This window comes from Pseudomonadota bacterium, assembly GCA_030859565.1.
In the GTDB taxonomy this organism is placed as follows: domain Bacteria; phylum Pseudomonadota; class Gammaproteobacteria; order JACCXJ01; family JACCXJ01; genus USCg-Taylor.
The window spans coordinates 19,482-32,673 of record JALZJW010000002.1 but is presented as its reverse complement, the minus strand read 5'-3'; the positions used below and the strand labels follow the sequence as shown (position 1 = coordinate 32,673).

The window sequence follows — 13,192 nt, the reverse complement described above, 5'->3', positions numbered from 1 at the left end:
ATGGGATCAGGCAGGGAAAGTGGCCACGCACGCCATTTGAAGTAAGATTTTGGCACAAGGTTAATAAAACAGAGACGTGCTGGCTTTGGACTGGGCACACCAATTATTCAGGGTATGGACTGTTCAGACGCAGTAGGGGCTCTCAAGAAGTACGTGCGCACAGGGTTTCCTGGGATCTTCATTATGGCCAGGTGCCTGAAGGGCTGCTTGTACTACATAAATGCGATGTCAGAAATTGCGTTAACCCAGATCATTTATTCTTGGGAACGCAACCAGACAACGTGCGAGATTGTGAGGTTAAGGGCCGGGCCTGGCATCAAACTTTGGATACCAATGAGGTATTAAAGAAAGCCTGGACCACAAGGAGGAGAAAAGGTCATGTATGATTCTGGCGCTATGGGCCGCAGCAAGATCCACAACACCCACCTCCCGCCCCGGATGGTTCTCAGGCACGGGGCCTTTTTTCACACGCCACGCATCGGCGGGCGCCAGCAGATGGTGCGGCTCTCCGCCAACTTCACCGAGGCCATCAACCTCTACTACCAGCGGGAACAACGGACCCTCGCCGGCAGCACGGTCAACGACGCGCTTAGCCGCTACGACCGCGAGGTCCTGCCTGGCAAGGCCGAGAAGACGCAGAAGGACTACCGGCGCTATATTCGGCATCCTGGAGAGCTGCGCAAGGTTTTCGGCGACTCCCAGCTCACTTCCGTTCGCCGTTCCGACATCGCCCAATACCTCGATCGGCGATCGGCCAAGATCGAGGGTAACCGTGAGATCGCTTGCCTGTCCTCAGTCTTCCAGTCCGCCATCCGCTGGGGCTGGTGTGACGAGAACCCCTGCCGCGGCGCTCCTCGCAACCCCGAGCGCAAGCGGAAGCGCCTGCCGAGCGATGCCGAGCTGGCCGCCATTCACATTGCCGCTAGCGAGCAGCTCTGCTGCATGGTCGATCTGGTGCTTCTAATCGGCTTGCGCAAGGGGGACATGCTCAAGATCCGACTGTCCGACATCACGGCTCAAGGCTTGCGGGTAGAGGTCCAGAAGACTGGCGCCATTGTCACCTTCGAGTGGTCCGAGGCGCTGCGGGAGGTCATCGACCGGGCTAGAGCCCTGCGCCGGCGCGTGGGGTCGCTGTACCTATTCGCCAACCGCCGCGGTCAGCAGTACACCACCAGCGGGTTCGACTCGATCTGGAAGAGCGCGTTACGGCGAGCCGGTGTCAAGGGTTTGACGTTCCATGACCTGCGCCGTCGGGCCATTAACGAGGCCAACCGCCAGGGAGGGCTCGACTACGCCCAGTCGATCGGCGCGCACAAGAGCCGGCAGGCGACCGAAGGGTATTTGGTGCCTGGGGAAATCTTGGTGAGGCCGTTGCGATGAGGAACGGGTGATGGGAAGACACAAGGAGTCGAACATGCATTTGCCGCCGCGCATGGTGTTGAAGCACGGGGCTTACTACTGGACGCCCCGTGTTGAGGGCCGGCAGGTAATGCGGCACTTGGGAAGGGACTACCAGTTAGCGCTAGAAGCCTACTACGAGCTGGAGGGGGTTGCTCCTGGAAGGGACCGGCCAGGCTTGTGGGATAACGAGCGCTTTTGGTGATGGCCTGTTAGTTATTTTGTTAGTTATCCGTTATTTCTGTGGCTCAGAAAAAACAAAACGACCACTCACACGCGCGGCGCCATTTGCAAGTTATTGATTTTTGGTGGGCCGTGTAGGGCTCGAACCTACGACCTACTGATTAAGAGTCAGCTGCTCTACCAACTGAGCTAACGGCCCATTATGTACACCAACATGCCCGAGCGATGGGGTGAGCGATGGGACTCGAACCCACAACAGCCGGATCCACAATCCGGGGCTCTACCATTGAGCTACGCCCACCATGACCTTGCGTCTTAGCACGCAACTTGGTGAAGGGCTTCCGCCGCAGACCAAGCTTTTCCCAAGTCCACATTGGCGCGCCTGGCAGGACTCGAACCTGCGACCCTCAGCTTAGAAGGCTGATGCTCTATCCGGCTGAGCTACAGGCGCGTATCCCAAGATGAGTCTTTCGCCCATGTAAACCCATGCGCGGCGAGGTTGGTCGGGGCAGAGGGATTTGAACCCCCGACTCCCTGCTCCCAAAGCAGGTGCGCTACCAGGCTGCGCTATGCCCCGCTAGACAGATCCCGCGAAAGCGAGGCGATAATACGCACGGCCGGTGATCACGTCAATCCTTCCTTCACGCGTGTCCTGGGTCCAGGAGCGGGGACTTTCCGGGATATTTATCGGCCCGAGGCGCCAGGTTTCGGAACGTTTTGGCGTCTTGCGCGAGTGCGGACCAAGGGAGGTTGTGGGCTCAGTGAGCTGAACCGGATGGGAGGGGTAAGAGTCTGGGATCGGGCCATTCGAAGTCGATCGAATGGCCGCGCCGGTGAGCGGGGCGGTGCCCGGGCGGACAAGCTGAGATGGGTGAGGATCTTGGCAATAACGTGGGGATTTTCGATGGCGGCGATGATCTTCAAGGTACCGCCGCAGTGGGGGCAGTGCTCAATAGGCCTCTCCTCTCAACGTTAAAATAGGTCCTCGCACTCCCTTAACTCTGCCGCAGCGAGATTTACCGGCGCTAACACCGAATGGCTGGCGACCCACTGGGTATATAACCAATAAGCGTGTCTTTTGTGATAGTTCCGCAGAAACCTATTAACGACCCAAGCGCCAGACACGAAACCGAAAAGAAACGGTAACACCAATACAATATCCATAATCCTATACTCCTATTTCTTTACCGCGCGCGTTGAAAAGTCCTCGTGGAATTTTTTTCTCCTGGCCGAGGACTGGCTCGCCCTCGGGGTCTATCCTGGAATCCCTTAGTGCGTTTACGCTTGCCATCAGTCCTATTACCGAAGCTACAAACGTGTACGCAGTTACGCCTATCAATGACGCCAGTGCAAATTTGGAAAATCGTATAGCCATATCCATATGTTAGGTCCTGTCGTTTATTCCTATGATGCATAGTATCGGTTACGCGCGCGCAACCGGTCAAGTTATTTATACGTATAGCGTATAGGATTTTTAAACGCCCTTTTTCCTCAAAAGTGAAGGTACTGCTTACCCTGCAGGGTGTCAATCACGCGTGTCCTGGGTCCAGGAGCGGGGACTTTCCGGGATATTTATCGGCCCGAGGCGCCAGGTTTCGGAACGTTTTGGCGTCTTGCGCGAGTGCGGGCCAAGGGAGGTTGTGGGCTCAGTGAGCTGAACCGGATAGGAGGGGTAAGAGTCTGGGATCGGGCCATTCGAAGTCGATCGAATGGCCGCGCCGGTGAGCGGGGCGGTGCCCGGGCGGACAAGCTGAGATGGGTGAGGATCTTGGCAATAACGTGGGGATTTTCGATGGCGGCGATGATCTTCAAGGTACCGCCGCAGTGGGGGCAGTGCTCAATATCGAAATCGTAACCCGCTTGAGCAGCCGGGCCCAGCTGATGGGTGCAGGCGCCGTGGGCTGTGCAGCATCGCCAGCGCCTTCTTACTTGACGGCTCGTAGAGGTAGCTGACACCATGCTCGGCTTTGCAGAGCAGCAAATTTGTAGAAGTAGAAATTTGATCTGACAGCTTCTCGTCGGCGTGTGGACGCGGGCGGCGGGCGTTGTGATCGCGATCAACATGGTCATCGCGGTAATGCATGCGTACCAGGTCTTCACGATGTCCAAAACGGGCGGCTGGGCGCTCGAGCTGCAGGGGATGTTCGTCTTTGCGGCGCTGGCGGTAACAGTGCTGGGCGCGGGACGGCTCAGCATGGGCGGCATCAATGGTCGCCTGAACTAAAGGACCACTTAGGATAGGGAGAACGCAATGGCAAAGTACGGGAAAAAGGCATCGGAGAAAGTCAGGAAGGTCATGCACGAGCGCAAGGCAGGCACGCTGAAGAGCGGCAGCACCGGCAAGAAGGTCAAGAGTCGGAAACAGGCGATCGCGATCGGGCTTTCCGAGGCCCGGCGCGCAGGCGCCAAGGTGCCGCGCAAGAAATCATCGTCGAAGTAGCAGCCGAATCGGCAGCGACAGGAAAACGGCTCGAGCGCCGGGACATTCGCCGCTCGCGAGGGCGTGCGACCGCGCGCATATAAGATTCAGTCATATAGGATCACTCATAAGAATTCTAATGGTCGAACTATCATCGTAATGTTGATAGGGCTTTTGGCGCTTGGCTACTTGCATTAAACCAACGACAATAAGCTTTATAATTCAAGAAAGGCCAACCCCATGAAGAAATGTAATGAAGTGATGACGAAAAACCCGATTTATTGCTTGCCAACCGACGCGGTGGCAAGGGCGGCGCAATTGATGAAGAACGAGAATATCGGTCCGATTGCTGTCATTGAAAACGAACAGACTAAAAAGTTAGTCGGCATCGTGACCGATCGCGATCTGGCTTTAAAAGTGGTTGCCGATGGGCGCGACCCCAAATCCACGAAAGTGGAAGAGGTGATGACGCGCAAGGTCGTGACCTGCCGTCCTGATGATGACCTGCAAAAGGCGCTGGATGCGATGTCTGAGCATCAATTGCGCCGCATTCCTGTCGTTGACGATGACAATAAACTTGTCGGGATCATCGCCCAGGCGGACGTGGCGACGCGCGTTAACCAGCCTCAGAAAACCGCTGAAATAGTCAGAGAAATTTCACAATCCAGCCCGAAGTAAGAGAGCGATCGGCCGGTCAACCTGACCACCCTGGCACCGCACATCGTCGCAGCCATCTTGGACGACACCTCGCCGAATCACACCACGCTGTTTGATCTAGCCGTCGATCCACCCGTGCTGTGGCATGAACAGCGGGAGACGATCCGACATTCCGCGTCAATTCCCGACTTGCCTGACGCATCACGGCAATCCTCGAGGAGAGAGCTAGTCCGCCATGATCAGAGCCACGAGGATATCCGGCGAGCTTGTCATTCCTGAAAATTCATACGCAACGAATTGACGGCCACACGGTAGCTTTTAGTGCATCACGGCGTGTACTGGAATTCGATGATAGATCGCTTTTCGGGAGTTTTGCGGGACTCAGTACGACACCGTTAGACACTGTCCGCCATTTCACGTGCAACGGGCGCGGGCAGACAGTTAATTAAAACAATAAGTTACGATCCGAGCGGAGTCCTCATAATGCTGAGGTCGGTGGTTCGAATCCACCCATAGCCACCAATAATATCAATTAATTAAACCCATCCCGAGCTAAGGCGCATGACGACAACGAGATGGATTGTCCTGGCGATCGCGGCGGTGCTCACTGCCGCTGCGGCCGTTTTTTATTACAGGCAAGACCCGCAACCAACGGAGACCGCGAGCGCTCCGCCGCCCAAGCCGTCAGCGCGGGCGCCCGAAACCGCTCAACCGGAGATCCACTACCCCGTTCCGGCGACCGAAGCGCCGGAGCAGGCGCCGCCGCTGCCCGCGCTCGACGAGAGCGACGAAGCCGTGCGGGGCTCTATGGAGAAAAGCTTCGGCAAGGCGCCCATTGATGCCTTTCTTCTCCCGACGGAGATCATTCGACATTTGGTCGCGACGATCGACAGCTTGGATCGCGGCCCCGTGCCGCTACACTTCCGCCCCATGAAGCATGTCCCTGGGCTGCCGGTGGTCAACGCCAAGGGCGAGACAATCATCACCCTGAGTCCGGACAATGCGAAGCGCTATGAGCCTTACATTTCGGCACTGCGCGCAGTAGACGCCAAACGGTTCGCGGATGTGTACCAGCATTACTACCCGCTTTTTCAGAAAGCTTACGAGAACCTGGGCTATCCCGGCCGCTACTTCAACGACCGCCTGATCCCGATCATCGACCATTTGCTGGCAACGCCCGACATCAGCGACCCCATCCGGCTCGTCCAGCCCAAGGTGCTCTACCAGTTCGCCGATCCAGAATTGGAAAAACGTTCCTGGGGCCAGAAAACCCTGATCCGCATGGGACCCGCGAACGCGGCGGCGGTCAAGGCAAAGCTGCGCGAGATTCGGGCGTCGATCGCCGTCAAGGCTGATACGCCGTGAATACTCATGAGTAATTCCGTGCTGCTCCCGAACCGCCGTGTCTTTCTACGTACACTCACACTAGGCGTGATGACCTTGATGGCTCGCGGCGCAGGCGCCCAAGCGCTCGTGCCGACGCCGAGGCAGACCGAAGGGCCCTTCTACCCGGATAAGCTACCGTTCGACACCGACAATGATTTACTTGTCACCAACGAGGACCTAACGCCCGCAGTGGGCGAAGTCACGCACCTCAGGGGCAGGATCCTCGATGTGCATGGGGACCCCATCAGGAACGCTCTGGTCGAGATCTGGCAGGTGGACAACCAGGGCGTCTACCTCCATTCGGGTAGCGCCAACCGGAAGAAGCGCGATATGAGCTTTCAAGGATTCGGGCGTTTCCTGACCGGGCAGAGCGGTGAGTACTATTTCCGGACCATCAAGCCAGTCCCCTACCCCAGCCGTCCCGCCCCTCACATCCACTTTGCCATAAAGATGAAAGGCCGAGGAAAGTGGACCACCCAGTGTTATGTCCAAGGCCACCCGGGGAACGAACGCGATGGCATCCTCAATACCATCGAGGACCCACAAGCGCGCCGTGCGGTCATAGTGGATTTCGCCCCGATCGAGGGGTCAGGCGTCGGCGAACTCGCCGCGCGCTTCGACATCGTGCTGGGCCTCACCAGAGGGCTAGCCCGAATATGAGGTCTGTGCCGTTGTTGTGTTTTGACCTATAGCGCCAATCACCATGCCAAAGAGGGCGCCGCGCTTCTGCGATGGGCGTGGGCATCTCCGCCTTTTGGGTCCACGCGTAGGTTCGTGCGACACCTTGCCTTTCGATCGTCTGGGGCGCGCTGGTCGCGGGTTGCACGCCCCTGCCGCGGACATAGAATAGGTAAGCTCCTACGACCACCCCGAGGAACAAAATGACCACTGCAGTTCTCATCTTCGCTCCGCCATCCACCAAGGGCCATAACCTGTAGAATCACGCGTATCCTACGATTCCTTGATACCGCCGCTGTCCGCCAATTGCTCGCGTCCAAGCGTCGTCAATTGCAAACCACCTTCGACCAACTTGATCGCAAGCCCTTGCTCGACCAGCCGCGCTGCGATGGATTCCGGCACCTCAGGCTTGATTGGGCTGTCGGTATCCAGGTTTTTCAACCAACTCAACTCTTCCGCGGTCAGCTTGGGATCCATAATCGTGTCGTCTACCATGTGATAAAGCCTTTCAGCAATTACAGGGAAGATACGACTGGACCTGTTAGCTGTCAATCACGCGCTATTTCGGTCCGGAATCGGGGAACTCTCGGGCTACTCGTCTGCCAGACCTCTATAAACTTCAACAAGGACAAGCGGGAGCCAGTGGACTTCGGATGACCCCAACAGAGTTCTCCAACGAACCTGTTTCCGTCACTTCGAGCGATGGCGCGAAGGTGCGCGCTCTCGCAGCAAGGCGCCGGGAAGCTCGCCCCATGCGCCGGTACTGGACGCTCCTTCTCGCCGTCACGTTTAGCTGTGGCGCGGGCGCGGCCGCGACGCGGACCGAACCCCAGGCGAAATCCGCGACGCAGCAAGTGTTTACCGCGAATACGGTGATTGAAGCCGCGCGCCGCGCGGCGGCGAGCCCCTGGGCGCCGAAGAACCTGGACGGCTCACCGGCGCTGCAACAACTGACGTACGACCAGTATCGGGACATTCGCTTTAACGCGGACGAAGGCATCTGGCGAAAGGAGCAGGTGCCGTTTCGCGTCGAGTTCCTGCCGGCGGGCTTTATCTTCAAGAAGCCGGTCAAGGTGTCGATTGTGGAAAACCAGATTGCCCGGGATGTTCGCGGCGCGCCCGGAATGTTCTCTCTCGGCCCGCTGGTTGCGAAGCAACTCGCCAATCAGTCGTTGCCGCTCTCCGGCTTTCGCATGCGTACGCGCCTGAACTCACGCTCCGTCTGGGACGAACTCCTGGTGTTTCAGGGCGCCTCCTACTTCCGCGCGATCGACAAGGGCGGCGCGTACGGGCTGTCGGCGCGTGGGCTTGCAATCCGCACGGCGCACGCCATGGGCGAGGAATTTCCGGCGTTCACAGAGTTCTGGATTGAGCGGCCCGCAGCCAACGCCTCCGGTATCGTGGTGCACGCGCTGCTCGACAGCGAATCGACGACCGGCGCCTATCGGTTTTCCATCATTCCCGGCAGCGAGACGATCATAAACATCGACGTCACGCTGTTTCCCCGCACAGCGCTCGACCATGTCGGCATTGCGCCGCTCACGTCGATGTTCCTGTTCGATGAATCTGAGCGCACGCGCATCGATGATTTTCGCGATGAGGTGCACGACTCCGACGGCCTGCAGATCGTGCTCGCTTCCGGCGAACGCGTATGGAGGCCGCTGCGCAATCCGACGCTGTTGCAGGTATCGAGTTTCACCTCCGAAGCGCCGAAAGCGTTCGGCCTGATTCAGCGCTCGCGCCGCGCTTCCGACTATCACGATCTCGAAGCGCACTACGAGGATCGGCCGAGCGCCTGGATCGAACCGACGAGCCAATGGGGAGAAGGTTCGGTGCAGCTGGTCGAGATTCCGACCGACAACGAGGCGAACGACAACATCGTCGCGTTCTGGCGTCCGAAGCACGTGATACCGGCGGGCAAGCCGTGGCATACCTCGTATCGCATACGCTGGAATTCGCAGCCAAAGCTTCCGCTGGCGATCGGCAAGGCGACGGCGACGCGCACCGGCCCGAGCCTCGACGGCAAGCGGCGTATCTTCGTCATCGAGTTCAGCGGCACCGGCCGTTCGATCGAGGGACTGAAGCTCCGCGCCGGCACGTCGGCGGGCAAGCTCTCGAACCTCGTGCTGCAACCGAACCCGCTCACGAAGGGCGTGCGCGCCAGCTTCGAACTCGACCCGGGCGACGCTGAGGTCGCCGAACTGCGCTTACGTGTATTGCGAGGCAAGCGTCCCGCGAGCGAGACCTGGTTGTATCGATGGACAGCCAGCTGAAGTCGGCGATTCCGCCGGAAGGCCGCGACGTAATGCGCGGCGGCATGCCTTTCGAGCGCCCGCTCGACATGCCAGTGCAGGATCTGCGCCGCGCGCCGGCGTCGCTGCAGATGGAAGCCGCACCGGCGCGCGCGATCTTCGCGCGCGCATTGACTATCCTCGGTGCGCTTGCGATCACCGGCTACGGCGTCTATGAGATGCTCGGCATTGTGAGCTTCGCGAACATGACGTTTCTGCAAGGCGTCATGATCCTGTTCTTCGCGGTCACCCTCGCGTGGATCGCCTTCGCAGCCGCATCGACAATCACTGGCTTTCTCGTGCCTCCGCCACGCGGCAATCCGGACACGTCGATCGCCGGCAGTCACACGGCGCTCGTCATGCCAATCTACAACGAAGATCCCTCGCGCACGACCGCAGGCTTGCAGGCGATGGCGGAAGCACTTGCGCAGAACGACGCCGCACAACATTTCGAAATCGTCATCATTTCCGATTCGACGAACGTCGACGCCTGGATCAACGAATCACTCGCGGCCGATGAACTGCGTCGCACGCTGCGCGAAACCATTCCGGTCTGGTATCGGCGGCGCTGGCACAACGCCGGGCGCAAGGCTGGCAACGTCGAAGAATTCGTGAAGCGCTGGGGCGGCCGTTACGACTACATGATCGTGCTCGACGCCGACAGTCTGATGTCTGCTTCGACGCTGGTCGAACTCGTGCGCCGCATGCAGGCGGATCCGCGTCTGGGCATTCTGCAAACCGTACCGATGCTGATCGGCCATGCGAGCGTGTTCGCACGCATTCAACAATTTTCAGGCCGCGTCTATGGCGCACTGATCGCGCGCGGCGTCGCCGCGTGGTCGGGCAATGAAGGAAACTACTGGGGCCACAACGCGATCATTCGCCTTGCCGCGTTTGCGCAGGCCTGCGGTTTGCCGCAGCTGCCGGGCCGCCGACCGTTCGGCGGCCATGTGTTGTCGCACGACTTCGTCGAAGCGGCGTTGATTCGGCGCGCCGGCTGGAAAGTGCGCATGGCGCCGGAGCTGGACGGTTCGTGGGAAGAAAGTCCGCCATCGCTGGTCGATGTCGCGATCCGCGATCGTCGCTGGGCGCAGGGCAATCTGCAGCATTCGAAGATCATCGGCGCGGACGGTCTTGCGTTTACGAATCGCGCGCACTTCTTCATCGGCATCATGAGTTATCTCTCATCGCCCTTGTGGCTGATGCTGCTGATCGTAGGCTTTGCGCTGACGCTGCAGGCGACGCTGATTCGTCCCGAGTATTTCAGTCGTGCGTTCCAGCTCTTTCCCGACTGGCCGCGATTCGACGCCGAGCGCATGATCGAACTCTTCATCTTTACGATGATCGTGCTGTTGACCCCGAAGGTGCTTGGGTTAGTCCGGACGCTGTTCACGCCGAAGGTTCGCAAGGGCTGCGGCGGCTTCATCGGCGTGACCGCAAGCACGGCGCTCGAGACGACCATTTCTGCGCTGTATGCACCGATCATGATGCTCCTGCAGACGAATCACGTGCTCGAAATTCTCACGGGCCGCGACTCCGGCTGGAATTCGCAGCGCCGGCACGCCTCGATGACCGCCTGGAGCGAAGCGTGGAGCGTGCATTGGCCGCACCTCATCATGGGCGTTCTGATCGGCGTGATCGCGTATCTGATTTCGCCGACATTGCTCGCCTGGCTCTCGCCGACGCTGGTAGGCCTGGTGCTCGCAGTACCACTGTCGAAACTGAGCGGCAGCGTCGCGGTCGGAAAGTTGTTCGCATGGTTCGGCCTCTTGCGTACGCCGGAAGAAAAGCACGCACCGCAGGTGGTGCGCCGGCGCGATGAATTGTTGGGCCAAGCAGCGGCGCGGCAGAAAGACGGCCTGCGCTATCTCGCGCGCAATCGCCAGGCGCGCTACGACCACATTTCCGGCAATCTGCCGCGCCCCGCTGAATCGCGCGGCCACCCTGATCCGCACCGCCTCACAGCAGAACGCAAAGTGCTGGATGCAAAAACGCTCAATGAAGTTTTTGCATGGTTGGGTCCCGCCGAACGGGTGCACGTCGCCGGGGATCCGCGATTGCTGGAGCGGATTGCGGAATTGCCGGATAACTAGAAGCCTTGATTGCAAACCATCTTTACGAACAGGTCAAATTTCGCAAGGAGTCAACTTTGCGGTCTGAATATGTTGAGCGACTGCCTGTTCAAGACGATTCAGCGCCTGTTGCGATCGGCGAAGTTGCAGGAGCAGCGAGCCGTTCACCGGGCCGTAACACCCGGCGAGTGGATGAAATACCCCGGATGAACGCGCCGACCAGGTCGCCGGCCGCCGCGCCGATCCCCATGCCTTCGCGCCAGCGATCGGAGAAATACCGAGTTCATCGTTGGCAGCGGTAAGGATTACGCTCGCCGATGTAAATTTTACAGCCCGCGTTGACCATACCTCGTCGGCCACCACCCGCGCTTGCTATCGACTGGATCGTTTCAGGCTGTCTCACGGTCGGCGTGGACGTATCAAAGAACCGGCTTAAAGAATGGTACACTTTTAACGCGGATCTACGATTAAGCGGTTGTGTTTCGTCATAAAGTCGATACTTATTCAGAAGAACCAGATGGAGCTATGCAGGTGCATACACGGATCACTTGCGAGGTTTACAACCCTCGTGCCAGAACATCTCAGCACGTGATGTGGAGCAATAATCACTGGTCGCGCCGCATGGCATAGGTCTTGCCCAAAACTGATGCACCAGCGAATATGGGGCTTGCCCCTGCGTCGCTGAGGTGTCGGCAGCGCCGGCGATCATTATGTTTTCGGGAGAGCATTCATGAACGGCATCATTTATCTAATAGGTATGATCGTGGTGATTCTAGCAATCCTATCCTTTCTGGGGATGCGTTGACCGGCTTATACGGTAACTCCTCAGCACGCGCTGAAACAGGCGCACAATTACACCACAAGGGAGACTTGATCTTATGAATCCTGCAGCGAGACCTGACGAAGTCATCAGCTCGAAGGCGTTGGGAACACCCGCCTTTGTCGACTGGCCTGCCATAGTTGCCGGCGCGCTCCTCAGCGCCGCGTTTGCTTTTGTTCTGGTGACCTTCGGATCGGCCATCGGGCTGAGTGTAGCGTCGCCATACTCGGGGGAAGGCTGGTCCCGAACCGGGTTCATTGTCGCGACGGGTCTGTGGACGTTATGGGTGATCGTCTCCAGCGTGATGGCCGGCGGATATCTCGCTGGCCGCATGCGCAGGCGCATCGCCGACGTAACGGATCATGAGGTCGAGGTGAGAGATGGCGTCCATGGATTGGTTGTATGGGCGTTGGCTACGCTATTTGGGGCATACCTTGCGACCACTGCGACGCTGGGTGTTGCCAAAGCGGGTGCGGAAGTCGCAGGAACTGTAACGGCAGAGGTCGCGGGCAAAGCAATGGAGAAGGTCGATCCTTTGAGCTTGACCGCGGATCGCCTATTACGCTCCAACGAGTCGGTATCGTCGGAAGCGATCGGGCGTGTATTGGCGGCCAACGTCGACTCGGAAGCTTTGCCCTCTGCTGACCGGCGATACCTCGTGGACGTCGTTGCATCCCGCGCCGGCCTGTCGCAGGAAGAAGCAGCCACACGTGTAGATGAGGCCTTCGCCGCTGCCCGACGGCTCAGCGAAGAAGCCAAGGCCGCCGCTGAGGCTGCGCGAAAGCTCGGAATTCTGGTGGCGTTTCTTACCGCGGCCTCCTTGTTGGCCGGCGCCGCAGGCGCTTGGTGGGCTGCTACAATAGGGGGGCACCATCGAGATGAAAGAACGGATTTCAGTCGTCTAACGCGCTGGCGCCGATAACGGCCCATTCTGTCTATAAAATATCGTCAAGGAGATAATACCGTGAAGGGTTTGATTTTATGGTTATTGGGTGTGCCGATCTCGGTAATCATCCTTCTCTACCTGATTTTCTGATTCAGCTTACGGTCCATGGGTGCATCTCAAAGCACCCATGGACACGTTGTCGTTCCTGAAAATTCATACGTGCGAGTTTGGAGGGCGATCTAGCTGCTCCTATCTCAAGGCGCTTGTCTGAGATAGTGATGGTGTAGACCCTCCTACTACGACTATTGCCATGGAATGTTTCATCTGCCTGTTGCCGCATAAGAGTTGGAATTCGCAACAAACACCCTTGCGGGACCGGGACACAGCGCGATGGATTTTTGT

At 58.7% G+C, this 13,192-nt stretch carries 11 protein-coding genes, 4 tRNA genes and 1 pseudogene; 11 read left to right on the top strand and 5 right to left on the bottom strand.

The genetic code is table 11. The annotated features are described in order from the left end of the window. Window positions 1–378: 378 nt before the first annotated feature. Together M3436_00670 and M3436_00665 are read left to right on the top strand one after the other, a co-directional pair. On the top strand, window positions 379–1,380 hold the full coding sequence (locus tag M3436_00670; GenBank protein MDQ3562695.1) for a tyrosine-type recombinase/integrase: 1,002 nt from the start codon (window positions 379–381) through the stop codon (window positions 1,378–1,380). A gap of 10 nt (window positions 1,381–1,390) precedes the next feature. Next, window positions 1,391–1,603 (top strand): hypothetical protein, encoded by a 213-nt coding sequence (locus M3436_00665; GenBank protein ID MDQ3562694.1) that lies wholly within the window; start codon window positions 1,391–1,393, stop codon window positions 1,601–1,603. Between the two features lie 101 nt (window positions 1,604–1,704). On the opposite strand, the gene M3436_00660 is transcribed toward M3436_00665, so the two are convergent. The 4 genes from M3436_00660 to M3436_00645 form a co-directional block, all read right to left on the bottom strand. After that, window positions 1,705–1,780, bottom strand: a tRNA-Lys gene (locus tag M3436_00660). Between the two features lie 27 nt (window positions 1,781–1,807). Then, window positions 1,808–1,882: transfer RNA gene (locus M3436_00655), tRNA-His, on the bottom strand. A gap of 73 nt (window positions 1,883–1,955) precedes the next feature. Beyond that, a tRNA-Arg gene (locus tag M3436_00650) sits at window positions 1,956–2,032 on the bottom strand. 49 nt (window positions 2,033–2,081) lie between these two features. After that, a tRNA-Pro gene (locus M3436_00645) sits at window positions 2,082–2,158 on the bottom strand. A 1,470-nt stretch (window positions 2,159–3,628) separates the two neighbouring features. Here M3436_00645 and M3436_00640 point away from each other — a divergent pair. From M3436_00640 to M3436_00615, 6 genes and pseudogenes are all read left to right on the top strand, one after another. Beyond that, entirely contained in the window at window positions 3,629–3,805 is a 177-nt protein-coding gene (locus tag M3436_00640) for a hypothetical protein (protein ID MDQ3562693.1), read from the top strand. A gap of 27 nt (window positions 3,806–3,832) precedes the next feature. Next, window positions 3,833–4,021, top strand: a complete 189-nt coding sequence (locus tag M3436_00635; GenBank protein MDQ3562692.1) for a DUF6496 domain-containing protein — start codon at window positions 3,833–3,835, stop codon at window positions 4,019–4,021. Window positions 4,022–4,240: 219 nt separating this feature from the next. After that, window positions 4,241–4,678: a CBS domain-containing protein gene (locus M3436_00630; protein ID MDQ3562691.1), complete on the top strand. Its 438-nt coding sequence runs from the start codon at window positions 4,241–4,243 to the stop codon at window positions 4,676–4,678. Between the two features lie 9 nt (window positions 4,679–4,687). Then, a pseudogene (locus M3436_00625) lies at window positions 4,688–4,936 on the top strand (hypothetical protein). Between the two features lie 282 nt (window positions 4,937–5,218). After that, window positions 5,219–6,022 carry a DUF3014 domain-containing protein gene (locus M3436_00620; GenBank protein ID MDQ3562690.1) on the top strand — a complete coding sequence of 268 codons (804 nt, stop codon included), beginning with the start codon at window positions 5,219–5,221 and terminating at the stop codon, window positions 6,020–6,022. Window positions 6,023–6,028: 6 nt separating this feature from the next. After that, window positions 6,029–6,703, top strand: a complete 675-nt coding sequence (locus M3436_00615) for a protocatechuate 3,4-dioxygenase (protein ID MDQ3562689.1) — start codon at window positions 6,029–6,031, stop codon at window positions 6,701–6,703. A 291-nt stretch (window positions 6,704–6,994) separates the two neighbouring features. On the opposite strand, the gene M3436_00610 is transcribed toward M3436_00615, so the two are convergent. Beyond that, a complete protein-coding gene (locus M3436_00610; GenBank protein MDQ3562688.1) occupies window positions 6,995–7,198 on the bottom strand; it encodes a hypothetical protein in 204 nt (67 codons plus the stop codon). Window positions 7,199–7,374: 176 nt separating this feature from the next. Between M3436_00610 and M3436_00605 the strand changes: the two genes are divergently transcribed. From M3436_00605 to M3436_00595, 3 genes are all read left to right on the top strand, one after another. Beyond that, window positions 7,375–8,994 (top strand): glucan biosynthesis protein, encoded by a 1,620-nt coding sequence (locus tag M3436_00605; GenBank protein MDQ3562687.1) that lies wholly within the window; start codon window positions 7,375–7,377, stop codon window positions 8,992–8,994. Further along, window positions 8,979–11,105: a glucans biosynthesis glucosyltransferase MdoH gene (gene mdoH / locus M3436_00600; protein MDQ3562686.1), complete on the top strand. Its 2,127-nt coding sequence runs from the start codon at window positions 8,979–8,981 to the stop codon at window positions 11,103–11,105. Before M3436_00605 ends, mdoH begins: the two co-directional genes overlap by 16 nt. An 857-nt stretch (window positions 11,106–11,962) precedes the next feature. Continuing rightward, a complete protein-coding gene (locus tag M3436_00595) occupies window positions 11,963–12,826 on the top strand; it encodes a hypothetical protein (protein MDQ3562685.1) in 864 nt (287 codons plus the stop codon). The last annotated feature ends 366 nt before the right edge of the window (window positions 12,827–13,192 follow it).

What these genes read in the sequence shown, in the direction of transcription:
- M3436_00670 (MDQ3562695.1), top strand. Translation starts at nt 379, where the DNA reads ATGTATGATTCTGGCGCTATGGGCCGCAGCAAGATCCACAACACCCAC.
- M3436_00665 (MDQ3562694.1), top strand. Translation starts at nt 1,391, where the DNA reads ATGGGAAGACACAAGGAGTCGAACATGCATTTGCCGCCGCGCATGGTG.
- M3436_00635 (MDQ3562692.1), top strand. Translation starts at nt 3,833, where the DNA reads ATGGCAAAGTACGGGAAAAAGGCATCGGAGAAAGTCAGGAAGGTCATG.
- M3436_00630 (MDQ3562691.1), top strand. Translation starts at nt 4,241, where the DNA reads ATGAAGAAATGTAATGAAGTGATGACGAAAAACCCGATTTATTGCTTG.
- M3436_00620 (MDQ3562690.1), top strand. Translation starts at nt 5,219, where the DNA reads ATGACGACAACGAGATGGATTGTCCTGGCGATCGCGGCGGTGCTCACT.
- M3436_00615 (MDQ3562689.1), top strand. Translation starts at nt 6,029, where the DNA reads ATGAGTAATTCCGTGCTGCTCCCGAACCGCCGTGTCTTTCTACGTACA.
- M3436_00610 (MDQ3562688.1), bottom strand. Translation starts at nt 7,198, where the DNA reads ATGGATCCCAAGCTGACCGCGGAAGAGTTGAGTTGGTTGAAAAACCTG.
- M3436_00605 (MDQ3562687.1), top strand. Translation starts at nt 7,375, where the DNA reads ATGACCCCAACAGAGTTCTCCAACGAACCTGTTTCCGTCACTTCGAGC.
- mdoH (MDQ3562686.1), top strand. Translation starts at nt 8,979, where the DNA reads ATGGACAGCCAGCTGAAGTCGGCGATTCCGCCGGAAGGCCGCGACGTA.
- M3436_00595 (MDQ3562685.1), top strand. Translation starts at nt 11,963, where the DNA reads ATGAATCCTGCAGCGAGACCTGACGAAGTCATCAGCTCGAAGGCGTTG.